This window comes from Hydrogenophaga sp. L76 (genome assembly GCF_057654755.1).
Genome location: NZ_CM172807.1, coordinates 4387959 through 4413302, shown reverse-complemented (window position 1 = coordinate 4413302; position 25344 = coordinate 4387959). Strand labels below are relative to the sequence as shown.

21 protein-coding genes and 2 pseudogenes are annotated in these 25344 nt (G+C 57.7%); 20 read left to right on the top strand and 3 right to left on the bottom strand.

Features of this window, described 5'->3' with window-relative positions; translation table 11 throughout:
* The first annotated feature begins 31 nt into the window (after window positions 1-31).
* The 7 genes and pseudogenes from AC23D4_RS21570 to rffA all read left to right on the top strand — a co-directional run.
* Window positions 32-1111, top strand: a complete 1080-nt coding sequence (locus tag AC23D4_RS21570; protein WP_472890561.1) for a hypothetical protein — start codon at window positions 32-34, stop codon at window positions 1109-1111.
* Between the two features lie 51 nt (window positions 1112-1162).
* Window positions 1163-2098: a glycosyltransferase family 2 protein gene (locus tag AC23D4_RS21565; protein ID WP_472890562.1), complete on the top strand. Its 936-nt coding sequence runs from the start codon at window positions 1163-1165 to the stop codon at window positions 2096-2098.
* A gap of 35 nt (window positions 2099-2133) precedes the next feature.
* A complete protein-coding gene (locus tag AC23D4_RS21560; protein ID WP_487623664.1) occupies window positions 2134-2754 on the top strand; it encodes a GNAT family N-acetyltransferase in 621 nt (206 codons plus the stop codon).
* Window positions 2755-2890: 136 nt separating this feature from the next.
* Window positions 2891-3292, top strand: a complete 402-nt coding sequence (locus tag AC23D4_RS21555; protein ID WP_472890564.1) for a GtrA family protein — start codon at window positions 2891-2893, stop codon at window positions 3290-3292.
* A 359-nt stretch (window positions 3293-3651) separates the two neighbouring features.
* Window positions 3652-3864: pseudogene (locus tag AC23D4_RS21550) on the top strand (DapH/DapD/GlmU-related protein); the annotation flags it as partial.
* Window positions 3865-4049: 185 nt separating this feature from the next.
* The gene (locus tag AC23D4_RS21545; protein WP_472890565.1) at window positions 4050-5372 is read left to right on the top strand and encodes an ISL3 family transposase; all 1323 of its coding nucleotides are present in this window, start codon (window positions 4050-4052) and stop codon (window positions 5370-5372) included.
* A 157-nt stretch (window positions 5373-5529) separates the two neighbouring features.
* Window positions 5530-6273, top strand: a pseudogene (gene rffA, locus AC23D4_RS21540) (dTDP-4-amino-4,6-dideoxygalactose transaminase); the annotation flags it as partial.
* A 161-nt stretch (window positions 6274-6434) separates the two neighbouring features.
* Here rffA and AC23D4_RS21535 read toward each other — a convergent pair.
* Window positions 6435-7403, bottom strand: coding sequence for an IS5 family transposase (locus AC23D4_RS21535; RefSeq protein WP_487623663.1), 969 nt, complete (start codon window positions 7401-7403; stop codon window positions 6435-6437).
* A 121-nt stretch (window positions 7404-7524) separates the two neighbouring features.
* Here AC23D4_RS21535 and AC23D4_RS21530 point away from each other — a divergent pair, with 121 nt between their 5' ends.
* The 13 genes from AC23D4_RS21530 to AC23D4_RS21470 all read left to right on the top strand — a co-directional run bounded on the left by AC23D4_RS21530 (window position 7525) and on the right by AC23D4_RS21470 (window position 21062).
* On the top strand, window positions 7525-7839 hold the full coding sequence (locus AC23D4_RS21530; protein ID WP_487623662.1) for a DegT/DnrJ/EryC1/StrS family aminotransferase: 315 nt from the start codon (window positions 7525-7527) through the stop codon (window positions 7837-7839).
* A gap of 114 nt (window positions 7840-7953) precedes the next feature.
* Entirely contained in the window at window positions 7954-8517 is a 564-nt protein-coding gene (locus AC23D4_RS21525; protein ID WP_472889823.1) for a hypothetical protein, read from the top strand.
* 40 nt (window positions 8518-8557) lie between these two features.
* A complete protein-coding gene (locus AC23D4_RS21520) occupies window positions 8558-8713 on the top strand; it encodes a hypothetical protein (protein ID WP_472889822.1) in 156 nt (51 codons plus the stop codon).
* Between the two features lie 8 nt (window positions 8714-8721).
* Window positions 8722-9756 (top strand): GDP-mannose 4,6-dehydratase, encoded by a 1035-nt coding sequence (gmd, locus tag AC23D4_RS21515; protein WP_472889821.1) that lies wholly within the window; start codon window positions 8722-8724, stop codon window positions 9754-9756.
* A gap of 29 nt (window positions 9757-9785) precedes the next feature.
* Window positions 9786-10430, top strand: coding sequence for a class I SAM-dependent methyltransferase (locus tag AC23D4_RS21510; RefSeq protein ID WP_472889820.1), 645 nt, complete (start codon window positions 9786-9788; stop codon window positions 10428-10430).
* Window positions 10427-11305, top strand: coding sequence for a hypothetical protein (locus tag AC23D4_RS21505; RefSeq protein ID WP_472889819.1), 879 nt, complete (start codon window positions 10427-10429; stop codon window positions 11303-11305). Before AC23D4_RS21510 ends, AC23D4_RS21505 begins: the two co-directional genes overlap by 4 nt.
* Entirely contained in the window at window positions 11292-13637 is a 2346-nt protein-coding gene (locus tag AC23D4_RS21500) for a hypothetical protein (protein ID WP_472889818.1), read from the top strand. The genes AC23D4_RS21505 and AC23D4_RS21500 overlap by 14 nt, the downstream gene beginning before the upstream one ends.
* A 162-nt stretch (window positions 13638-13799) precedes the next feature.
* Window positions 13800-14681 (top strand): NAD-dependent epimerase/dehydratase family protein, encoded by an 882-nt coding sequence (locus AC23D4_RS21495; RefSeq protein ID WP_472889817.1) that lies wholly within the window; start codon window positions 13800-13802, stop codon window positions 14679-14681.
* On the top strand, window positions 14648-16549 hold the full coding sequence (locus AC23D4_RS21490) for a glycosyltransferase family 4 protein (RefSeq protein WP_472889816.1): 1902 nt from the start codon (window positions 14648-14650) through the stop codon (window positions 16547-16549). The genes AC23D4_RS21495 and AC23D4_RS21490 overlap by 34 nt, the downstream gene beginning before the upstream one ends.
* Before the next feature lie 107 nt (window positions 16550-16656).
* A complete protein-coding gene (locus AC23D4_RS21485) occupies window positions 16657-17610 on the top strand; it encodes a glycosyltransferase family 2 protein (RefSeq protein WP_472889815.1) in 954 nt (317 codons plus the stop codon).
* Entirely contained in the window at window positions 17607-18554 is a 948-nt protein-coding gene (locus AC23D4_RS21480) for a UDP-glucose 4-epimerase family protein (RefSeq protein ID WP_472889814.1), read from the top strand. The genes AC23D4_RS21485 and AC23D4_RS21480 overlap by 4 nt, the downstream gene beginning before the upstream one ends.
* A complete protein-coding gene (locus tag AC23D4_RS21475) occupies window positions 18538-19098 on the top strand; it encodes a sugar transferase (RefSeq protein ID WP_472889813.1) in 561 nt (186 codons plus the stop codon). The genes AC23D4_RS21480 and AC23D4_RS21475 overlap by 17 nt, the downstream gene beginning before the upstream one ends.
* A gap of 26 nt (window positions 19099-19124) precedes the next feature.
* A complete protein-coding gene (locus AC23D4_RS21470) occupies window positions 19125-21062 on the top strand; it encodes a polysaccharide biosynthesis protein (RefSeq protein ID WP_472889812.1) in 1938 nt (645 codons plus the stop codon).
* 349 nt (window positions 21063-21411) lie between these two features.
* Here the strand turns inward: AC23D4_RS21470 and AC23D4_RS21465 are convergent, their stop codons facing one another.
* Both AC23D4_RS21465 and AC23D4_RS21460 read right to left on the bottom strand, forming a co-directional pair.
* Complete coding sequence (locus AC23D4_RS21465; protein WP_472889811.1) at window positions 21412-23304, bottom strand: DEAD/DEAH box helicase; 1893 nt, start codon at window positions 23302-23304, stop codon at window positions 21412-21414.
* 360 nt (window positions 23305-23664) lie between these two features.
* A complete protein-coding gene (locus AC23D4_RS21460; RefSeq protein ID WP_472889810.1) occupies window positions 23665-25251 on the bottom strand; it encodes an inorganic phosphate transporter in 1587 nt (528 codons plus the stop codon).
* Window positions 25252-25344: the final 93 nt, after the last annotated feature.

The window sequence follows — 25344 nt, the reverse complement described above, 5'->3', positions numbered from 1 at the left end:
TCCTTCTTGGAAAATTCTACTTCTGGGAACTTTGGTTTTTCGGGGGGATTACCACAGCATCAATGCCTTTCCTTTACTGTCGCTGGATTTTGTTCACTCAGAGCACCATCAATCCTATATTTCCGGCGCCACCGGCCTGCGCCAGATTCTTGAGAATTTGCAATCCAGCAGCCTGCTAAAGGCACTTTGCGCAAGTGCTTTGATTTTTGGTCTTCTGAATAGCCAAAAACTGGCTGACCTGCAATATTCATCCATCAAGATCGGGCTGGCAGTCGCACTGGTTACCATCTTTCTACCCAATCTGCTCCTGGGTTTCGTTGAGAAACATCAGATCTGGGTAAGTGGCAATACCAGATCGTACCTCTACACCTATTATTCATTTATCGCTGTCTGCGTGTTTCTCGCTTTGCTGCTGGCGCTGCTGAGCAAACTCTCACAATCGTGCAGACCTTGGGTGCGGACCTTGATGGTAGCGCTGCTGACCTCTTGCACGCTGCTGATCACATTGGCCGTGGACGCCAGAAATCAATATATTGCTTTGGATCAAAAACTGGCTCAACGTAAAACTCAATTGGTCGAACAGGTCGTGGCAACGGAAGAATTCCAATCGATGCCTGAAGGCTCCACTATTTTGATTGGTGGTTTGATGGAAAATCACCGTGGTATAGCGGTAACTACCGATAACTTTTGGTCTTCGTTTATCAAGAAAAAAGCGACAAAACCCATGAGTTTTGACCGAGACACCTGTCCGGAAGACTCAGATTGTTATTCTCTTGTCTTTCGGCAAGCCAGTCACCAGGACAACCAGTACCTGATTTTCAGCAAACTGGATGATTCCACGCGCACCAAAAGTTCGGATTTGTGGATATTCATGCTGCCACCCATCAGCGGCATGATCATCACTGCGCCGTTTACTCCATCAACACAGCTTCCCACCCAAATTCAGATCAATAGACGCCCGATCGAGAGCCTGCAACAAAACTCCTTTGCCCAGCAGATTCGACGAACACGGACTGCGGACTCAGTTCAAAAAATCAGGCTCAGCGCGAATGTTGGACTGAACCCGAGAAGCGTGGTAATTTCAACCTTCAGCTTCCAGCCGGAAGAGTAATTTATTACACCTTGTCGCCGCTTCCAGCCATCCGAACAGACTTCGAACATCATGCCACACATTTCCATTGTTATTCCCGTGTACAAAGCGCAAGACTGTCTTGATGAGCTTTACACACGTATCAAGTACGCAGTCGAACCGATCACCCAGGATTTTGAGTTGCTGTTGGTCGAGGATTGTGGTGGCGATCGCTCATGGGAAAGAATTCAGGCCATGGCGAAAACGGATGCTCGTGTCAAGGGTATTCGTTTCAGCCGGAATTTTGGGCAACACTACGGTATCACGGCCGGCCTTGATTTCTGTGATGGCGACTGGGTGGTGGTCATGGATTGCGACCTGCAGGATCGCCCCGAAGAGATCCCGCGACTATATGAAAAAGCTCAGCATGGACATGACGTGGTTTTGGCCCGGCGCGGTAGCCGCAGCGACCCAGTCCTCAAACGCTTGACGTCCTGGGTGTTTTATAGGTTGTTCAGCTATTTGGCCGATATGGAATACGACGGTGAAACCGGAAATTTCCGCATCATGTCACGTAAAGTGGTGGCCAATTTCCGCTGCATGCGTGAACAGCTCCGGTTTTTCGGCGGCTTGGTAACCTGGCTCGGTTTTTCCACAGCCAGTATCGACGTCCAGCACGATGATCGATTCGCCGGTCAGTCTTCCTACACGTTTGCCAAACTGTGGCGCTTGGCCACCGAAACCATTATTGCCTATTCAGACAAGCCCCTGCGCCTGGCCATCCGTTTTGGTCTTACCATTTCCCTGCTGGCGTTCTGCTACGGCAGCTTCATCACTTACCACGCTCTGGTGAACGACACACCGATACAGGGTTGGAGCAGTCTGATTGTTTCGATTTATTTTCTCGGCGGCATCATCATCGGTATCCTCGGTATCCTGGGTGTCTACCTTGGAAAAACGTTCGACGAAGTCAAGCGCCGCCCACTGTATGTGGTTCGTGAAGTGACCTTTCAACCTGCTGATTTATGAAGAAATCATCGCCATGGGATAGCCGAATTTTCGGAATGCCCACTTTTGAAATCTGTGATGCGACCATCGATGAGTTGCAGGAAGCCGCCGCCAGCCCCGGCCATTACACCGTCAGGGTGCCGCCGCTGCAATCCAAGCAGCCGCTGCATGAGGCCGGGTTCTATTATTGCGATACGCTGATTCAGCCCTATTGCACATCAACCAGCTTCCATGGATTTCACGATGCAGCAGCCACCTTTTCATCAGACACATCGATTGAGGCTTTGCTTCCGATTTGTGCCTCGGCGTTCAAGCACGATCGATTTCACAAGGATTTCAACCTTCAACCAGCGTGGGCGGACTTGCGTTACTGCAATTGGCTTAGGGATCTGCATGCTGAACACAAAGTGTCAGGCCTGTATTATCAACAACAACTGGCCGGCTTCATGGCCGTCAATGGCAATCTGCTTGTACTGCATGCCCTGGCACCTGGATTCATGGGGCAAGGATTGGCGAAATATCTCTGGACCACGGTTTGTGAATCACTTTTTTCCCAAGGTCATGCTGAGCTTGTCAGTTCCATTTCCGTGAGCAACTTGCCGGTGCTGAACCTGTATGCCCGTCTGGGCTTCAAGTTCCGGGAGCCGATGGACCTATATCACAGGCTGACGCGGTGAGCTGTCTTTTTATCGCTTGTACTGTTATGCTGGCTACCTACAGGCAACTGATCATCAAATATCAAGCGCTCCGTGCTGATGAATTTACAAACAAGAAATTTTATTTCAAGATATCTCTAGAAGGCTTGATACTGTCATGAGATCCACTATTAGACAGCTGATTCGGTATGGGATAGTTGGGATTCTAAACAATATAGTCACCTATTTTTTATACCTTAGCATTACAGCCACAGGAGTGGAACCGAAGCTCGCAATGAGCCTGGTATATGTGCTTGGAATCATTCAGACTTTTTTTCTCAACAAAACATGGTCATTTCACTTTGATGGCGCCACCACCCCGGCATTGATTCGCTACATCACAATCTATATACTTGGATATGTTATTAATTTTCTGGCACTCTTGCTGCTGGTAGATAATCTTGGTTTTCCTCATCAATGGGTCATGGGTGGCTTGATAATATTCATGGCTTTATTTTTTTTCGTAGGCCAGAAATTTTGGGCGTTCCGTCCCAACCTAGCCCACCAGACAGGAAGCTGAAATTGTCTAAAGTGGCCTCCCTTATTGCCTCGAACTTGCGCGTAAAGCTCATACTATTCGGAGCCTATTCGTTCTTTGAAAATTTGACAGTTAAGTTATTGGATATTCTACCGCACCCGTTTCGATTTTTGATTTTTAAGCTTGCTCTTAAGAATTTGGGCTCAAATTCTATGATCGACTACGGAACCTATTTTCGCTACCCGTGGAAAATCAGCATCGGCAATGACGTTTCCATCAATCGGGGTTGTGAGTTTTTTGGTGCAATAGTTGCCGATGGCGCTTACATCTCCATTGGAAATCGTTGTGCCTTGGCTCCACACGTCAGGGTATTGAGTGCAACCCATGACTACCGAAGTTTGGATCTTCCCGATCAGTCCAAAAGTGTCTCCATCGGTAACTATGTCTGGATAGGTGCAGGAGCTACCATTTTACCTGGCGTGACAATTGGTGATGGCGCAGTAGTTGCTGCAAGTAGCGTTGTAACCGATGATGTAGCACCATTTTCAATAGTAGGTGGAAATCCAGCTCGTTTTATCAAATTTCGAAAAATAGAAGATACATATCCTATTTAATTACGCTTTGCGACAGAATTTCCCGTTTGCACCGGTTTTCTCGATCTCGGGCTTGACACCGGGTTATACTGGCTCAATGCCGATTTGCATGGAACTTGACCTTCAGCACCGGTGCGTGATGAGGGTGTGAAGCTGGCGGATGCTGCTGCCTTTTCGACCCTTGCGAGACCCAGCCCTTTGATCTCATGAGCCTGAGCACCGAAGCCCTGTTCACCGCAGCCCTTGGGCTGCAAGCCCCCTGGCGTGTGGAGCGCGCCGAACTCAACACCGCCAAGCGGCGCATCGACTTTGATGTGATCTGCACCGAGCGGCGCATGACCTGCCCGCATTGCGGCATGGTGGACCAAGGTATCCACGAACGCGTGCGCCGCTCCTGGCGCCACCTGGACTTCTTTCAGTTCGAAGCCTGGCTGCATGCCGATATTCCCCGCGTGAGCTGCAGCGCCTGTGGCAAGACCAGCCAGGTGCCCGTGCCCTGGGCGCGTGAGGGCAGCGGCTTTACGCTGCTGTTTGAAGCGCTGGCATTGAGTCTGTGTAAAGAACTGCCGGTGGCCCACGCGGCACGGCATCTGAGGGCCGACGCCAAGGCCCTGTGGCGGCGCATCGCGCACTACGTCAAGGTAGCCCGGACTCAGGACGACATGAGCGGCGTGCGCCACATCGGCATCGACGAGACCAGCCTGCGCAAGCGCCATGAGTACGTCACGGCGGTGCACGATCTGCAGCAAAAGCGCCTGCTCTTTGTCACCGAGGGGCGCGACCATCAGACACTCGACGCCTTTGCCAAGGACCTGGCCGAGCATGGTGGCAACGCTCAGGCGATCAGCCACGTGAGCATGGACATGAGTGCGGCCTACCTCAAAGGCGTGCAGCAGCAACTGCCGCAGGTGGCCATCTGCTACGACCGCTTTCATGTGGCCGCGCTGGCGGGCAAGGCGATGGACGAGGTGCGCGCGGCCGAGTTCAAGGCCCGACCCAATGCGGTCGCGCTGGCGCTGGGCGAGCTCGACCGCGCCAGCCGGCGCAGCCTGAGCTGGGCCATGCGCACGCACCACGCGGCCTGGAACCAGCGGCACATGCAGGCGATGTACAGCTTGCAGCGCACGAACCTGCAAAGTGCACGGGCCTGGCGCCTGAAGGTGGCGCTGGCTCAGGTGTACGAGGCGGCGGCGCACAGTCACAGCGAAGAGGTGGCCCGAGAGGGGCTGCAGCGCTGGATCGGCTGGGCCATGCGAGCGCGCCTGGAGCCCTTCAAACGGTTGGCGCGCACGCTCAAGACGCACTTGGAGGGCGTGATCGCGGGCATGCAGCAGGGGCGCAGCAATGCGTTTGTGGAGGCCATGAACGGACTGCTGCAAAACGCCAAGCGCGCCGCTCGCGGCTTCCGAACGAGCAAGAACTTCATCGCCATTGCGTACCTGCGCCTGTCCAAGCTCAAGCATTTGCCGGCCAATCCGTTCGAATACGCGGCTCCCCGCTTCGCTGGCCTCATCACGCACCGGTGCTGAAGGTCAAGTTCCATGCAAATCGGCATTGAGCCGTTATACTGTTCCGGAGGCACGACCAGTCGCGCACCCTTCAGGATACATGGCAAAATAATCTCCGGTCACGGTCTTTGGTAATTGCTCGGAAAATCTAATGAAAATACCTTTCAACAAGCCCCACATGACGGGCAAAGAGCTTTTCTACATTGCTCAGGCCAATTTCAACGGCATGCTGGCGGGTGATGGTCCATTCACCAAACGCTGCCACCAATGGCTGGAAGAGCGCACCCAGACCCGCAAGGCCCTGCTCACGCACTCCTGCACCGCAGCGCTCGAGATGGCAGCGATTCTGCTGAACATCGAGCCCGGGGATGAAGTGAGCATGCCCTCGTACACTTTTGTCTCGACCGCCAATGCATTTGTGTTGCGCGGTGCCATTCCGGTGTTCGTGGATGTTCGCCCAGATACCCTGAACATCGATGAGCGCCTGATCGAAGCGGCCATCACTCCACGCACCAAGGCCATCGTTCCGGTGCACTACGCGGGCATTGCTTGCGAAATGAACACCATCATGGATATCGCCGCCCGACATGGACTGATGGTGGTCGAGGATGCGGCACAAGGCCTGATGTCCAGCTACCAGGGGCGTGCGCTTGGATCCATTGGCCATCTGGGCTGTCTGAGTTTTCACGAGACGAAGAACATCATTTCCGGCGAGGGTGGCGCGCTGCTGATCAACGATGAGAAATTGGCTGCGCGTGCCGAGATCATCCGCGAGAAGGGCACTAACCGCAGTCAGTTCTTCCGCGGTCAGGTCGACAAATACACCTGGTGCGATATCGGGTCCAGTTTTTTGCCCGGCGAACTGGTTGCGGCGTTCCTCTGGGCACAAATGGAGGCGGCGGATGAGATCACGGCACGTAGGCTAGGGATGATGTTCAAAACCGGAGCGGTGAAGGGCGTTGAGCGCATGGATCTCGCGACATGAAACCGCCGTGCCCGTTTCGATCAGTTTCCACCGTTCAAAGGTCGATTTACCGGCCTTTCGGGGCCTCATCGAGGCCCATGGGCGCGTTGCAGGCGCACTCATCCCTGCGCCTTCTGCAAAAGCCGGTGCCGCGCCATCCACAAGTTGGAAAGTGCGAACAGCGTGTGCAGTTGCGCCGTGTTCTTGACCAATCCGCGGTAGCGCACCTTCACAAACCCGAACTGGCGCTTGATCACCCGAAACGGGTGCTCCACCTTGGCCCGGATGCTGGCCTTCACATGTTCGAGCTTGTCCATGATCGCGCCCATGGGCGTGCTCTTGTCCAACGCTTTGCGTTTGCCCGGGCGCATGGCCACGTGCCAGTTGGCATTGATCGCCTGCGTCTCCTCGCGCTTGGCCACACCCTGGTAGCCTGCGTCAGCGAACACATCGCTCTCTTCACCATGCACCAGCGCGCCGGCCTGCGTCACATCGTTGACGTTGGCCGCTGTGCCCACCACCGTGTGCACCAGTCCCGAATCGGCATCCACGCCAATGTGCGCCTTCATGCCGAAGTGCCATTGGTTTCCCTTCTTCGTTTGGTGCATCTCAGGATCACGCTCGCCGCTGCTGTTCTTGGTCGAGCTGGGTGCGGCGATCAGCGTGGCGTCGATGGCTGTGCCGTTCTTGAGCAGCAGCCCTTTGGCGGCCAGCGTGCTGTTGACGGTGGCCAGTATCTGCAGGCTGAGTTGGTGCTCTTCGAGCAGGTGGCGAAAGCGCAGGATGCTCACGCGATCCGGAATGCGCTCGCTGCCCGAGAGACCAGCGAAGTCACGGTACAGCGGCGTCTCGAACAGGGCTTCTTCCATGGCCAGGTCCGACAGGCCGAACCACTGCTGCAAAAAATGAATGCGCAGCATGGTCTCGTGTGCAAATGGTGGGCGCCCCGTGCTGGCAACCGGCGCGGCCGCTGCAATCAGCGCAATGAGTTCGCGCCACGGCACCACCAGCTCCATCTCGTCGAGGAACACAGCCTTGCGCGTGCGCCTCGTGCTCAGGTTCAGTCCCAGTTCCGCTTGTTTCTTCATGACGCCATTGTTCCTCGCCTCGCACCTTCAGACCATCGGGGACTGCACGGGGTTTTGAACACAATCCCTAGACATCTGGAACCGGTATCACCTTGCGTTTCAACCGCTGGAACAAACAGGATTGATTCGCCGACCGATAGTGCCAAGCACTTGTTCGCACAATGCTCACATGTATTATTTACTCCTTCCAAACCTCACTGCGCGCACCCGATTCATCGAATGCATGCGTGTACGGCATGTGCACACTGTGTTTCACTACATTCCATTGCATTCTTCGAAGTTTGGCTTGACAGTGGGTCGATCGGCGGGAGATTTGCCACTGACTGTGGAAGTCTCGGATCGACTGGTTCGTTTGCCTTTGTGGGTGGGGCTTGACGAATACCTCCAGACCGTGGTTGATGCAGTTTTCTCCAGCCTTGACGATTGCGTGCAATGATGGAGCCGCCCAGTGCAAACTCCAAGTCTTCCTAAACTTCGAATCCCTGTGTGGCGACTCAAGACTTGGCCCATTGTCTGGGCCTTTCTCGCATTTCTGATCCTGATACTGGCCGTGAAAGGCAAGACACCTGACTCCGAGTGGACTCCGTTCAGCGATCAATCTTCACACCTCATGGCAACAATGAGTTTGTGGCATGACCTTGATCTGCGATACACCCTTGATGACCTTGAACGCTTCAATGTCCGATTCCCTGCCGCCGATGGGCCGCGGGGCACGTTCCTGAAACAGAGCGCCAATGGCGAACTTCATTTCGCCAAGCCAGCGCTTTATGCGGCGCTAAACGCTCCCTTCTATGGCGCCTTTGGAACCGTCGGGTTTACGATCTTCAATCTGTTGGCAATCGCCATCATGGCGGCACTCACTCAACACATAGTCCGCCGAATTTTCGGTGGAACACAGAGCCACCTGATGACGGCCTCGCTGTTTCTGTTGGGGCCATTCATGGCGTGGACCACGGTCGTTCACCCAGACATCCTCATCGCACCATGCACCTTTCAGGCCTCAACCTGCTATGTCAATGGTGACCCCGAGGTGCACCCGCAAGTAGAAAGCTATTGGGGGCGCGTCAACCCGTTCGGTTTACGGTCTTGTACCCAATCCAATCCGGTTCAGTGATGCCTCGCCCGATTACCGCCAATAAACCTCTGAAACATTTATGCAAATCGCCATTGCAGGTACAGGCTATGTCGGCCTGTCCAACGCCGTTCTCCTCGCAGTGATCTTGTCGAACCGTCAATCCGAGTTTCCGGCAGATGTAGCAGACAAGGTCTATACACGCGATCTGTTTGGCAAAGACCGATTCTTCACCTGAAAGGCAACATGAAAACTGCATTGATCACCGGCATCACCGGACAGGACGGCGCTTACCTGGCCGAGCTGCTGCTCGCCAAAGGCTATACGGTGTACGGCACCTACCGCCGCACCAGTTCCGTCAATTTCTGGCGCATCGAAGAGCTGGGCATCCAGAACCACCCATCCCTGCACCTGGTCGAGTACGACCTGACCGACCTGGGTTCGAGCATCGCGCTGGTGCAGAAGGTCCAGCCGCACGAGATCTACAACCTGGCCGCGCAGAGCTTTGTCGGCGTGAGCTTCGATCAACCCAGCACCACGGCGCAGATCACCGGCATTGGGGCCCTGAATCTGCTGGAAGCGATCCGCCTGGTAAACCGCAAGATCCGCTTCTACCAGGCCAGCACCTCCGAGATGTTCGGCAAGGTGCAAGCCATTCCCCAGGTGGAGGACACGCCCTTCTATCCCCGCAGCCCCTATGGCGTGGCCAAGCTCTACGCGCACTGGATGACGGTGAACTACCGCGAGAGTTACGACATCTTCGGCAGCAGCGGCATCCTCTTCAACCACGAGAGCCCGCTGCGTGGGCGCGAGTTCGTGACCCGCAAGATCACCGATGCCGTGGCCAAGATCCAGCTGGGCCAGCTCGACTGCCTGGAGCTGGGCAACCTGGATGCCAAGCGGGACTGGGGCTACGCCAAGGAGTACGTTGAAGGCATGTGGCGCATGCTGCAGGCGGATGAGCCCGACACCTTCGTGCTGGCCACCAACCGCACGGAAACCGTGCGCGACTTTGTGCGCATGGCGTTCAAGGGCGCGGGCATCGCTGTGGACTTCCGCGGGCAGGGCGAAAACGAAACGGCAGTGGACGCTGCAAATGGGAAAGTGGTGATGCGCATCAATCCCAAGTTCTACCGCCCTGCAGAAGTGGAACTGCTGATCGGCTATCCTGCACGAGCCAAAGCCAGGCTCGGCTGGGAGCCTTCCACCACGCTGGAACAGCTTTGCCAGATGATGGTGGAAGCGGATCTTCGTCGCAATCTGGAGGGCTTTTCGTTTTGAAACACCGCGATTTACAGGAGGAACCCGGTTTGAAGATTTCGCATGGAATGCAGGAAAACGGGGTGATCACCGGCAATGTGTTCGACAAATACGGGTCCCGCAACCCGTTGGTGCGCGAGATCATGCGCGGGTTCAACAACGGCTTGGCCGATCTGGTCTCGCAAGCCGCTCCGGCCAACGTCCATGAATTGGGCTGCGGAGAGGGTCACTGGGTGCTGGAGTGGGCCCAACAAGGCATTGCCGCCCGGGGCAGCGATTTTTCCGAGAAGGTCATCGCCATGGCCCGGGACAACGCCGTCAGCGCCCAGTTGGACCCAAGTATCTTCTCCGTGCGCAGCATCTACGACATTGCGCCGGACACAGACAGCGCCGATCTGATCGTTTGCAGCGAGGTGCTGGAGCACCTGACCGATCCCTTGGCCGGTTTGGCCGCTATCCAGAGAGTGGCCAGTCGCCACGTCATTCTGACGGTGCCGCGTGAACCGATCTGGTGTGCCATGAACATGGCGCGTGGCGCCTACCTGCGGCACTGGGGGAACACACCGGGCCACTTGCAACACTGGTCCACCCGCCAGTTCATCGAACTTGCCAAACGCTATTTTGAGGTGATCGCGGTCAAGACTCCCTTGCCCTGGACCATGCTGCTGTGCCGGGTGAAAGCGCAGGCTGGGTGAACCATCGACCCCATCTCAAGCGCTGGGTTCACACCGCCAGCACCTTGCTGGCGTTTGCCGGGGCGGCTTTTGTTGTCCTGAAGATCGCAGACCACTCGGCCCAGATAGACATCACGCATTTCGGAGCCGCCTCTTGGGCCGGGCTGGCCCTTTTGGTGGTGGGGTACGGCGCCTCCAATGCCTTGTTGGCCAGGGCTTGGTGGCAACTGCTGAAATATTTCGAGCTCCAGGCGCCATGGCCGTGGACGCTGAAGACCTACGGTGTGTCGCAGATCAACAAGTACATCCCAGGCAACATTTTTCATCTGGCGGGACGGCAGGCGCTGGGCATGTCTGCGGGCATGGCGGCCCGTCCGCTGGCACAGTCGGCCCTGTGGGAACTGGCCATGCTGGCCTTGCTGGGTCTTCTGTATGGTTCGCTCGCTGCCCCCCTGGGTTGGCCCCAGATGTCAGCAACCACCGCCACCGTTTTGTGGGCATCGTTGCTGGCGTTCGGATATGCGGCACTCCGCCGCCTCGGTGCCAAGCCACTTGCCCTGGCCATGGGTTGGCAAGCGGGCTTTCTGATGATGTCGGGCACCGTCTTCATTGTGGTGCTCCTGATGAGCGGTCACACATCGGCTGTGTCCTACTCCACACTGTCCGCCGTGTGTGGCGCCTATGTGCTGGCGTGGCTGGCAGGCTTGGTCACCCCGGGTGCACCCGCGGGAGTGGGCGTGCGCGAAGCCGTGTTGTTGCTCCTGCTGGGCGGGTTGTTCGCGCCAGCAGATCTGCTCGTGGCAGTGGTCCTGGGGCGAGTGGTGACGGCCTCGGGCGATCTGTTGTTTTACCTGTACGCACTTTCCATCAAGACGAAAGCCCATGACCATGTCTGAGCACCCACGCGCCATTCATTGGACCCTGACGCCATTGTTAGCGCTCGGTGCCTGGTGTCTCATGCTGGTGATGCATGGCGCCGTGCCGTTCCTACTGTCTCCCACGTTGGCCCAAGCGGTATGGTCCACCGGGTTTTCCCAGTCGTTCGTCAATCAGTCCCTGTGGACGGTGTACGCGACCAATTTCGGCGCTCCCGAGCCAGCAGCCATGGCATTCGGTTTGCCCGGCGCTTGGCTGACCGCCCTCTATATCCAGTTGGGCCTGCAACCACCCGATGCCTACAGCGCCATGGTGGCCAGTTGGATGACGCTGGCCATGGGGTCGGCCTACGCCATGGCCCGGCACTTTTCTGTCAAGCCCGCCCTAGCGGTTCTGGCGGCGCTGGGGTGGATGAGCATGCCCGTCACGTGGGCACACGCAGGCTATTCCATGCTGTCCATCGGCATTGCCTTGCTGCCCATGTATTTCCTCAGCTCGCTGAAGTTGCTGGAGCACTGTGGGCCGGCCGACGGTGAACCGGTTCGCAAACAAGGCTTGTGGAAACTGATCTACCCGCTGGTGTGCATATTGGCCGTGTTCATGGACGGCTACAGCTTCATGTTTTTCGCAGTGGGTGCCAGCCTGCTCGGTGGTTGGTGGTGGCTGAGGACCAATCCAGTTGGGCGAAGGCGTCTCAACGTGGTGGTACTGCCACTGCATGTGCTCAGTCTGTTGGCGGCCTATTTGCTGTATGGAGCCTTCGTGGGCAAATCGGTCTATTCGGCTGCACCACTGGACTTTTTCCGTGGCTGGGGTGCCGATCTGACGTTTTTCGCTCGGCCTACGATGGGCATGCACTGGCTGCCTGACATCTTGGGATGGAGCATCGCCCGTTCCAATCAACAGTATTTTGGTGATGCCTCAGTCTGGATTACAACCTTCTCCATCCCTGTGGTTGTTGGAGGCATCTGGGCAGCATGGCGAATGGTGCGCGTACAGAGAGCAGCTTTGGGGCTGCTGCTGGTGGCGGGTTTTGGTTTTTACATGGCCATGGGGCCTTCCATTAAATTCAACTCAGTGAAAACGGAGGGACTTGCTCAGGGTCAGCTCATGCCAGCTGAAGCTGCGTTGGCGCCCACCGGCTCGGGAGTGCTGTCAAAAAAAATACCTGGTTTCAACAACATGCGGGCCAGCTATCGCTGGACAGCACTCGGTGTCTTTGGCGCCTGGGGATTGTTGCTGCTGGCGCTCTCCACACACAACAGCCGAGGTACCAAGGTGCTGGCGGCCTCGTTTATGGGTGTAGTCATCCTGCTCAACCTACCCGATCTGTCCAAAAAATGGCCGGCCTATACGTCGCACCGCTCAATGTTCTATCAAATCGAGGCCGATCTGGTAGACGACATGCGCACAGTGCTGCACAAAGGGGAACGTGTGGCGTTCCTTCCCTGGCGCAACGATTTCCTGGTCAACTACCTCGCAGCCCGCTTGAACATTGTCAGTTTCAACATTGGCGGGGACAAGAACCTGGAAAGCGCCAGAGAACACTGGCCCCGCTGGATGAGCGGTTTTTCCATGGGTCAGATCGATCCCAAGTTCGCCAGCCGCGCTGCGTTGTTGCTGGTAGAACGGGAAGCCGATGCAGTGGTATTCCCATACTTTGACATGCTTTTGGCAGCGCACAAATGGCCTCCAGCCAACACATTCAAGACAGAAATAGAACCTTCCATCGCATTCATTCGAAACTCATCTCTATTTGAAATTACCCATGGCACCAACTACGTGACCGTTCGCCTCAAACGGGAATACGTCAAATGGCCGACAGACACGTTGATAGGCAAAATCCTCTCGACCGAGTGCACGGTGTCTCCATGCCAAAGGTCCGTGAAACTCGGTGCCAATTCGCTGGCAAAGCATTCGTTTCTTGTGGACGGTTGGTCAGGGCCAGAGCCCTGGGGCCAATGGTCCGAGGGGGAAGTTGCACAAGTGGTATTGAACATCGCAGGGCAACCCCGCGGCGATCTTGAACTGCTGCTGGAGGGACATGCGTTTCTCGTTCCTGAAAAACATCCAGAACAGCAGGTCGACGTCTTCCTTGGTGATCGAAAGATCGGGCAACTGGACTATAGACTACCAAACGATGCCAATCCCTCAATCAAATCCATCACCATCCCTCGCGATTCACTGATCCATTCAACAGGGAAAATAGAACCGTGGATTTTATTGACTTTTCGATTCAAGACAATCAAATCACCCGCAGATCTTGGAATATCCACCGACTCCCGAAAAATTTCTCTAGGATTGACTTCATTGAGTTTGCATGAAAAACCTTTGACAGTACCAACCAAGTAAACAAGCGACCCCAGCTGTCGCGGCCCAGATGATATAATCGATGCCAAATGAGCCAATTTTCTCATGGTCAGATTGGTCAAGAGAAAACTGGTTCAAGATCTTGCCTAATTAATTGCACAAGCCCTTCATCCTCAATATTCCCATCGTGGCCCATCAAAGACAATGCGCATCCTTCTGACCGGCTCGGCCGGCTTCACTGGTCACCACTTTCGTGTCCGCGCCGAGGCGGCGGGCCACGAAGTAGTGCCGCTCACCGCCGATCTCACCGACAGACCCGCCCTTGCAGCCGAAGTCGCCCGCGCTGAAGCCGACGCGGTGGTGCACCTGGCGGGGATTGCGTTTGTCGGCCATGCCGACAATGCCGCGTTCTACGCGGTCAACACGGTGGGCACCACCAACCTGCTGCAGTGCCTTGTTGCCGAGACGGCTTCGGCCGTGCAGCCTAGGGTGCTGATCGCGAGCAGCGCCAACGTGTACGGCAACTGCGAACGCTCGCCCATCTCCGAAGAGCAGGCACCAGCACCCGTGAACCATTACGCCGCCAGCAAACTGGCCATGGAGCACATGGCCCTAACCTACACTGACCGCCTGCCCGTTGTCATCGTTCGACCTTTCAATTACACCGGACCCGGGCAGTCGCCCAGCTTCCTGATTCCTAAGCTCGTGGATCATTTTGCGCGCAGGGCGCCGGTCATCGAGCTGGGCAATCTGCATGTGGAACGCGAGTTCAACGATGTGCGCATGGTCACAGAAGCGTATCTCCGGCTGCTGGATGCAGGTGAGCCCGGCCAGACCTACAACGTGTGCTCAGGCCATCCATACAGTTTGCATTCGGTGCTGGAGCGACTCACCCAGCTGACGGATCATCGGCCCGAAATTCGAGTCAACCCAAACTTCGTTCGATCCAACGAGGTCCACCGTCTCTGTGGCGACCCCACGAAGCTGAAACGCTGTCTGGGCACACTGCCGAATTATTCGCTGGAGCAATGCCTATCTCTCATGCTCGGGCAATGGCAGCAACCCAGCCCTCTTCAAAGCGCGTGATTGCAATGATCTCAACTTGGCTCCACCGTCTGCTTCGCAAAGCGCCACCCGATCACAAAGAACCTCTGACAGCTCCTGCCTGGCCATGGGCGGATGAATTGGCCTGGCTGTATGAGCCGACTGAAACTCCCTGTGGTGAGCTGGCCCCGTATTTTTTGACCCAGCTCAACACCTTGTGGCCCGACCTGGACGATGCCAGAGGCATCAACATGAACTCTAGGCGGGGCTATGCCAATGCTGTGGCTTATTGGGAATCACCGCTGCGGCAACATTGCCCTGACATCGTCTGGCCGCGCAGCGAATTTCCGCCTGTTCTTTTTGAACCGGATGCCCAGACCGATCAGGATGGACCGTTGCCTTTCTCGCTAGGATTGGTTGCCATCCTGAATGTCCGCCCCGATATGGGCGACTTCGAATGCCACAGCCGCTTGGGGCGCATTCGAATGTTGCACTGGCGCCTGACGCTGGGAAGCAAGGAATACCGACATCTGGCGTTCACGCCCGAAGAGCTGGCCCAATTGCAAAGGCCTTGTCAACAACATGCAGGGAGACTGGCCCATCTATCTAAGCTGGCCGAGTTGTTGCCTGCGCTGTACACCCATCTGCCCGACCGCCTGCAACCGTTGCTGGAGGGAGACCGCCTCGCCTTCGACGCATGCTGGAAGGAGTCTGGAGATGGGCTCTTGGCCGCACTTCACTCCGCACCTCGGATCGGTCAATCTCTGGAATACACCCCGCCACCTGATATTGGAACCGCCGAGGCCAACGGCATCAACGTCGTGGGGTTTGCAACCGGTCAGTTCGGTGTGGGCGAAGACGCACGCATGGCCACGCGTGTGTTGATCCAGGCCGGGCTGAAGCCTTGCGTCTATGAACCCCCCATTCCTCTGGCAGTGGCCCACCGGCAGAGTGGCTGGATCGACCAGCACATGCAGCCAGAGCCTGCCTACCGCTTCAACCTGATCACGCTGCCGGCCGTAGACACGTTGCGGCTGCATTTTTTGCAGCAATCAGGGGTGCTGCACGGGCGCTACAACATCTGCGGGTGGCAATGGGAACTGCCCAAGTGGCCAACACACTGGAAAGGCATGATGGCCATGCCCGATGAGATCTGGGCACAGTCCCGTTTTCTTCAGGAGATGTTCAGCCAGGCTACAGACAAACCCGTCACTTACATACCGTCCGCTGTCGAGATCCCATCGTTCACGCCCAAGCATCGCCAGGATTTCAGGCTCCCCACCGAAGCGTTTGCCTTCTTGTCGGTATTCGATTGCAACGCCTGGTACCAGCGCAAGAACCCTCTGGCAGCTGTACGCGCCTTCCAAAAAGCCTTTCCCAAGACTGAGCGTGGCGTCCAGCTGATTGTGAAGATGATGAACTCACGCCCGGAGGTGCCTGAACACCAGGAGTTGATACGCCTGGCTGGTCTGGATGACCGGATCGTGATTATCGACACGTTTCTCAGCCGTGATGACATGCTGGCCTTGCTCAACTGCGCTGACGTGTTCGTGTCCCTCCACCGGTCAGAGGGTTTCGGTCGGGTGGTGGCCGAGTGCATGCTGATGGGCAAACCGGTGATTTCAACCAACTATTCGGGCAGCGTCGACTTTGCACACGAGGGTACGGCGTACGTGGTGGATGGCCCGATGATCAGCTTGAAAAAGGGTGACTACGCGGACCACGAGGGCCAGTCGTGGATGGACCCGGACATTGATCTGGCAGCAGACGCCATGAAGCGCTGCATGGACGATCCGGAAGGTACTGCAGCGATGGCCCTGCTTGGGCAGGCATACATACGGGAACACCACAGCATTGAAGCGGTGGCGAGGCTTTATGCCGAGCGCCTCAGGGCCATAGGGGTGATGTAGACACGCATGACGGGAGGTTCGGTCTTTGATCTCCGCACCCCTTAAACTAGAACGTTACCTACATCAGGTGTGTTGGCATATCAGTGCCACCGAGACCGGAGAGAAACTTGAAACTCATCATCCAGATCCCCTGCTACAACGAGGCCGAGACGCTTGGCATTGCCCTGTCTGCACTCCCGCGGGATGTGCCCGGTTTCGACAAGGTTGAGTGGCTGATCATCGACGACGGCAGTACGGACGATACGGTCAAAGTTGCGCTGGCACACGGTGTGGACCATGTGGTGCGCCACACGCGCAACCAGGGCCTGGCACGCGGATTCATGAACGGCCTTCAGGCCTGCCTTGAGCACGGGGCTGATGTGATTGTCAACACCGATGCTGACAATCAATACAACGCCGATGACATTCCTCTGCTGACCCAGCCTATCGTGGAAGGCAGGGCCGACATCGTCGTGGGTGCGCGCCCGATTCAGGCCATCGAACACTTCAGCCCTGTCAAGAAGTTGCTGCAAAAACTGGGCAGTTGGGTCGTTCGTGTAGCCAGCAAGACGGACATTCCAGATGCTCCCAGCGGATTCCGCGCCATGAGTCGGGCTGCAGCCCGCCGCCTTATGGTGTTCAGCGACTACACCTACACGCTGGAAACCATCATCCAGGCTGGTCAGAAGAACATGGCCATCACCTCAGTCCCAATCCGCGTCAATGGTGATCTACGCCCGTCTCGCTTGGTCAAGAGTATCTCCTCGTATATCCGCCGCAGTATCGTCACGATCGTTCGGGTGTTCATCATCTACCGGCCTTTCCGATTCTTCGGATCCATTGGCCTTGTCCTGTTCGCGGTAGGCTTCCTGGTTGGTCTGCGCTTTCTGTACAAGTGGCTGAGCACCGATTTTGGCTATGAAGGCCATGTGCAGTCATTGATCCTGGCCAGTTCGCTCATGGTGGTTGGTTTTCAAACCATTCTGATTGCTTTCGTTGCCGACCTGCTCTCGGCCAACCGGAAGCTGATTGAAGAAGTTCGCACCCTCGCACTGGAGAATCGGGACATCCGGCAACCATGATTGCGGTTACTGGCGCTTCCGGTTTTGTTGGCCGGGCCTTGGTCGAGCGGCTCCAATCCGATGGTCGTGCGGTACGTGCCCTCACCCGACGACAGACATCGATTCCTGGCGACCATGTGGTGCTCGGTGACATGGGTCCAGACACCGACTGGCGTTCGGCTCTCCGTGGTGTGTCCTGTGTCGTTCACTGTGCCGCCAAGGTGCATGTGATGGCTGAAGAACACCCGAATCCAGACGCAGCCTTCAACGCGGTCAATGCCGAGGGCACTCGCCGTCTCGCGGAACAGGCCGCATATGCTGGTGTGAAACGGCTGGTGTACTTGAGCACGGTGAAGGTCATGGGAGAGTCCACGCTACCCGGGCAGCCATTCACCCATACCAGCCCAGCGAACCCGCATGATGCCTACGCAAGATCCAAACTGGAGGCGGAACGGGCCTTGTGGTCCGTGGCGCGACATGCCGGCCTGGAAGTGGTGATCGTTCGGCCCCCATTGGTGTATGGCCCCGGCGTGGGAGCCAATTTTCGAGCCCTGGTCGAATGGGTCTCAAAAGGCTGGCCTCTGCCTTTCGGGTCGATTCCAAACCGCCGCTCTCTGATCGGGCTGGGGAACTTGACCGACCTTATCGCTCATTGTCTTGAACACCCCAAGGCTTCAGGGCAGACCTTCTTGGTCTCAGATGGTCGAGATCTGTCCACCGCCGATCTTGTCAACCACATCGCTGCCGCGATGAACCGCCCTGCGCGGATGGTGCCGGCTCCACTCTGGTTGCTCAATTTTCTGGGACAGGTCACTGGAAGGGGACAACAGATCAGCCGCCTCACGGAGTCACTTCAGCTGGACATCCAGCACACTCTGCGTACCTTGGACTGGCATCCACCCCATTCCGTCCAGGAAGAGCTTGTCCGGACCATTGAAGACTTCCCGAATGAAGCGACTGTTTGATCTGATCCTGTCCCTGATGCTGAGTGTCGTGTTGGTGTTGCCCATATTGGTCATTGCCAGCCTCATCCGGCTTAACTCCCGAGGCCCCGCGATCTACTGGAGCGCCCGCGTCGGGTATGACAATCGCATTTTTCAGATGCCCAAGTTCCGATCCATGAGAACGGACACCCCTGCTGTGGCCACCCATTTGCTGGAGCAACCGGAGCAGTACGTCACCCCGATCGGGCGGTTTCTGCGCAAGAGCAGTCTGGACGAGCTGCCCCAACTGTGGAGCATCCTGCTGGGAGATATGAGCTTTGTAGGCCCCCGTCCGGCGTTGTTCAACCAGTACGATCTCATCGAACTTCGGACCAAGCAGGGCGTGCACAAACTGGTGCCAGGCCTGACCGGCTGGGCACAGGTGAATGGCCGCGATGAGCTGCCCATTCCTCAAAAAGTACAATTCGACGCTGAGTATCTGCAAAGGCGGTCCTTCTGGTTTGATCTGAAAATCATGACCATGACTGCGTGGCGCGTCTTGCGCCGAGTGGGTGTCTCCCACTGACTCTCCAACTGAATCGGAACGCTGCCATGCTGAACCGCCTTGCGGTGCCTATTCTTGTGATGCCGAGATCGGCGAAGCGCTTGATCGTGCTTTTGGTTGATGCATCTCTGTGCATGCTGACTGTCTGGCTCGCTTACTACTTGCGACTTGGCGAGTGGGTCAAGTTCTATGGGGATCCCATGTGGCAGCCATGGAGCGCGGCAATAGCAGCTCTTGCCTTTGCCCTGCCCATGTTCATCGTCCATGGGCTCTATCGCGCCATCTTCCGCTACTCGGGTTTGTCTGCACTGATGACAGTCTGTAAAGCGGTTGCAATTTATGGCCTGCTGTATGGAACGGTCTTTACCGTGATCGGGGTTCCTGGCGTCCCCAGAACCATTGGGTTGATCCAACCGCTCTTGCTGCTCGTGTTTGTGGGGGCATCCCGTTTGCTTGCTCGCTTCTGGCTGGGTGGCATGTACCAAAACCAGCTAAGGTTGGCAAACTTGCCTAAGGTGCTGATCTACGGGGCGGGTAACGCTGGCCGGCAACTGGCTGCAGCCATGTCCAACAGCCATGAAATGCGCGTGGTGGGGTTCCTTGACGATGATGACCGACTGCACGGCCATGTGCTCAACGGGCTCTCTATCTACTGTCCAACAGATCTACCCGGACTTGTGGCCACTCTCGAGGTGAGCACCGTGCTGCTAGCGATTCCGTCTATCAGCCGTCAACGCCGCAACGAGATGATAGAGGGAATGTTGAAGGCCCACGTGCAGGTTCGGACCCTGCCAGCGGTCAGCGAGTTGGCGCGAGGTATGGTGAGCACCTCCGACCTGCGCGAGCTTGATATTGACGATCTTCTGGGCAGAGAGCCCGTCACCCCAAACCACATCTTGCTGGGCAAGAATATCAAAGGCAAGGTTGTGCTGATCACGGGTGCCGGCGGCTCCATCGGCAGTGAGTTGTGCCGTCAGATCCTGGCTGTCGCGCCCATCACACTGGTGCTCGTGGACCAGAGTGAGTTTGCTCTCTATGAAATTCACCAGGAATTGCAGGGGAAACTTGGTTCCAGCGACGAAATTCTGCTGGTTCCATTGCTGGCATCGGTCCGCGACACGACGCGCATGCGCGAAATCATGTCCAGCTGGCGGCCGGAGACCGTGTATCACGCTGCTGCGTACAAGCACGTCCCTTTGGTAGAACACAACCCGATCGAGGGCATTCGGAACAACACGCTGGGGACATTGGTGACGGCTCAGGTGGCAGCCGAGGTGGGTGTGAAAGACTTTGTGCTGATAAGTACCGACAAAGCGGTGCGTCCCACCAACATCATGGGTGCGAGCAAGAGATTGGCTGAAATGGCCCTGCAAGCGCTGTCAGCCAACGCGCCCGACACCCGATTTTCCATGGTTCGATTCGGCAACGTGTTGGGGTCCTCGGGCTCTGTTGTTCCAAGGTTCAGGCGACAGATTCGCGATGGTGGACCTATCACATTGACACACCCCGAGATCACCCGCTACTTCATGACGATTCCCGAAGCTGCCCAGTTGGTCATCCAGGCTGGCGCCATGGCCAAAGGGGGAGACGTGTTCGTTCTGGACATGGGTGACCGAGTGAAAATTTACGATCTCGCCGCGCGCATGATCGAATTGTCGGGGCTCACACTGCGCAGTGAGGAAAATCCCGATGGCGATATCGAGATTGAAATCACTGGCCTGCGGCCGGGCGAAAAGCTGTTTGAAGAGTTGTTGATCGGAAATGACCCGCGGCCCACCTCGCACCCGCGGATCATGAAGGCTCACGAAGAATTTCTGGCCTGGTCGCAGCTGACAACCGAGCTGTTGAATCTGGAACGCGCGCTGGACAGCAATGACACTGAAGTCATCAAGGCGATGCTTGTGCGCCTTGTGTCGGGCTACAAGCCACGCCCAATCGACGTCGACTCTGCTGGTCCAGAAAGCCGTTTGCGCTACAGCGTGTAGCCCCTCCCTAGGCGTTTCTTCGTAAGCGGTCATCCAACGTAAGCAATGGGATGAACGCCCCCACCCATAACGGCATCGACGTGCCAAAGTGGAGACATTGATCAACCACTTGTACCGAGAAGGGGCGTCCACCATGAAGCTTACGACTGATGGCATAGCCCTGGCGCAGAACGTGTTCCAGGTCCACGGAATCGACGAGCATGGCAAGGTGCTCGTGAAGAAGCAACGGCTGGCATAGGGGGCGTTCATGTACGTGCGACCATCCCACCCTTGAAGGCTTGAGCTGCGAAGTACGAAAAAAAGCTGGGGTCTTGCGACCCCAGCCTTTTTATTGGCTATCCCGAATAGATCAGCGTGGCTGACGACGCGCCACCGGACGTGCCGGGCCGCCTTCGCTGCGGCGCGGGGCGAATTCGCCACCACGCATGGCCACGCGTTCGGAGTTGCCACGATCGCTGAAGCGATCACCGCCGGCATCGCTGCGGCCGAAGCTGCCAAAGCCACTGGGTTTGCCAGCGGGACGCGCCGGGGCGCCGCGATCGGCAAAACCACGGCTTGGAGCGGCCGGACGGCTGTCCGAACGGTTGTCGAAACGACCGTCAGGACGCGGGCCGCCGCGGTTTTCAAAACGCGCGGGTTCGGCTCGGTTATCGAAACGGCCTTGCTCACCACGGCCTTCGAAGCGCGGTGCATCACCACGGCCTTCAAAACGCGGGGCGTCGCTGCGACCTTCAAAGCGCGGGCCACGGGCAGGACCACGGCGCTCGGCGTAACGCTCGTTGCCACCACGACCCGCCGGGCGGCCAGGGCCGCCGCGACCGAAGGGCTCGGCCATCGGCGCACGCTGGCGCGGCTCCAGGCCGGTGACGGTTTCCACGGCGATGCGCTGGCGCGTGAAGGCTTCGATGTCGCCGATCTTGCGGCGATCACGCAGCTCGGCAAAGGTCACGGCAAGGCCGTCACGACCGGCACGGCCGGTGCGACCGATGCGGTGGGTGTAGTCCTCGGCCTTCATGGGAAGACCGAAGTTGAACACGTGGGTGATGGTGGGCACGTCGATACCGCGTGCAGCGACATCGGTGGCCACCAGGATCTGCACCTGACCGCCGCGCAATGCCATCAGGCGGCGGTTGCGGATGCCCTGGCTCAGGGCACCATGCAGGGCCACGGCCGCAAAGTTGGACTGTTGCAAGTCGGTGGCCAGACCATCACATTCGATCTGCGTGCTGCAGAACACGATCGCCTGGTTGATACCGGTGTCACGCAGCCAGTGGTCCAGCAGCTTGCGCTTGTGGTCGGCGTTGTCGGCCCAGAACAGCACCTGCTTGATGTTGGCGTGTTGTTCCTGTGGGCTGTCGATCTGAACCTTCTGCACATGCTTGCCGCCATCGTGCATGACGCGCATGGCGAGCTGCTGGATGCGCGGCGCAAAGGTGGCGCTGAACATCATGGTCTGGCGGCGCTGGCTGGTCATGTCGTTGACATCGGCCAGGTCGTCGGCAAAGCCGAGGTCCAGCATGCGGTCGGCTTCGTCGACCACCAGGAACTGCACCTGGTCGAGCTTGATCTGCTGCGAGCGCTGCAGGTCCAGCAGGCGGCCGGGCGTGGCGACCACGAGGTCGGCGTTCTGCAGCTTGGCGATCTGCAACTGGTAAGGCATGCCGCCCACCACGTTGGCGATGCGCAGACCACGGCAATGGCGCACCAGGTCGATGGCGTCGTTGGCCACCTGCTGGGCGAGTTCGCGCGTCGGGCACAGGATCAGGGCGCCGGGGGTGGCGGCCTTGAAGTTGCGCGGGTTGGTCGGGTCCTTGCGCTTGGCGCGCTTCGGAGCCACTTCGCCGCGTGCCAGGGCATCGGCAACGCTCTGATCAAACTCGGCTTTTTCATTGGCTTCGGCCTGGGCCTGTTGTTGCAGCAAGGTGTGCAGCACGGGCAGCAGGAAGGCGGCGGTCTTGCCGCTGCCGGTCTGGCTGGAAACCATCAGGTCGGCAAAACGCTTTTCGCCTTCGCCGAGCATGGCTTTGGGCACCACATTGTTCTGCACCTGTGTGGGCTGCACGTAGCCGAGGTCGGCACAGGCCTGCACCAGCTCGGGCGCCAGACCCAGCAGCTCGAAGCCATTGGGTTCTGCGGGCACTTCAGGGGTGTCCAGCTCAACGGCCAGATCCAGCAGGTGGTCGGATTCGGTGGAAAGGATTTCGGGCGAGAAATCGCCGCGGGCTTCAAAAGAGTCGCTCATGTTCGTCCTTGCGCAGATACAGCGCAATTGATCGAATAAAGCACAAGGAAGATGCCCGCCTCATGGGCGGGCGCTCCTGGGCGCTTGATCCGTTCGTGGTTACAAAACATCAACCATCAAACGGTCAACGCGCTCGGTGCCCAGCTCAAAAGCAGGAGACACCGGGAGCGAATGGCCTCATCCGCAACGCCAGCGGCTTGAACCGTGGCGGGCTGGCTGATCCCCTTCCAGAGAAGGGGCAGACAGCACAAGAATCGGGAGGCTTTGTGTGTGAGGCAGATGCACAAATCAACGCAGTTTCCTGCGCAGCCAGCGATTATGGCAGATTTTCAGGGAAAACCCTAGAGAATATTCAAAACATCAACCCAGCACTGCAGAGACGACATGAAACAGGATGGCCGCCAGCACAGCGGTAGCGGGCACGGTGATGATCCAGGCGGCCACGATCCGCAGCACCGCAGAGCGTTTGACCAGCTCCTTCTTGTAAACCTTCTTCAGCGCCTTCTGTTCCTTCTTGGCGAATACGGCGCCTTCGGCCGCTTCGTGCAGCTTCGCGCGGCGCTTCATGTCGGCCAGCATGCGCTTTTTCTCCTGCACTTCGGCCGTCTCGAAACGCTGCAGATAGGCTTCGACCTCGGCCCGGTCTTCACCCGTGTGCCCGGCGAAGACCACCGATTCCATCTTGGCGTAGTTGACCTTGAGCAACTCGCGCAGGAAGCCCACGCCGAACACGGCGCCGATGGTGATGTGGGTGGTCGAGACCGGCATGCCCAGCTGCGAGGCCATGATGACGGTCAATGTGGCGGCCATCGCGATGGAATAGGCCCGCATGTTGTCCAGTTCGGTGATCTCCTTGCCCACGGTGCGGATCAGCTTGGCACCATAGAGCGTCAAGCCCACCGCCAGCCCGAGCGCCCCCAGCAGCATGACCCACATCGGCGTCGCGGCCTTGGTGGCAATGGCCCCCGACTTCACCGCTTCATAGATCGCCGCCAGCGGACCGACCGCGTTCGCCACGTCGTTGGCGCCGTGCGCAAAACTCAACAGCGCCGCCGAGCACACCAGGGGCCAGGTGAACAAACGATTGACACCTTCCTTGCTGTTGTCCAGTCGCATGGCCGTGCGCGCGATCGGTTTTCGCACCAGCGCCCACGCAACAACGCCAAAAAGTGCACCCGCAAGCACCGACACCCAGAAGTCCACCTTCACCAACTGTCCCAAGCCCTTGAGCAGCATGTACGTGGCAAAAGCCCAGGCCATCACCGCGATGAGCCATGGCACCGTGCGGGTGGCCGCCTCGGTCATTTCGTTGCGGTAGGTGATGCTGCGCTTGATCACATAGAGGAAGGCGGCGGCGATGGCACCGCCCATCAAGGGCGACACCACCCAGCTCACCACGATCGAACCGATGGTCGCCCAGTTGACCAGACCCCATCCCCCGGCCGCAATGCCCGCGCCCATGACCGCGCCAATGATGGAGTGCGTGGTCGACACCGGCGCCCCGATCGCTGTGGCCAGGTTCAGCCAGAGCGCACCGGCCAGCAAGGCGGCAAACATCACCCAGGCAAACAGTGTCGCGTTGGTGATCTGCTGGCTGTCGATGATGCCGCCCTTGATGGTGCCCACCACCTCGCCACCGGCCACGATCGCTCCCAAGGCTTCAAAGACTGCGGCGATGATGATCGCCCAGCCCATGGTCATGGCGCCCGAGCCCACGGCCGGACCCATGTTGTTGGCCACGTCGTTGGCGCCGATGTTCATGGCCATGTAACCGCCGACCACGGCAGAAATGATCAGCAGCCAGACCGCGGTGCTGGACAGACCCAGCACGTTCGCGCCGGTGAGCGACGCATAAAGCCCCACCAAAAGCAGAAAACCGATAGCGGAACCCAGTTGCAACACGTCCATGTGACGGGCGACGAACCTTGAGCGGGATTTTTTTGTCATGAAAGCTCTCGTGAATGACACGATTTTGACATGTTGCACTGACAGCTTTGAACGCCGCGTGCGCCTGTCGAAGCGCTGTGGCCCGTCCTGCGG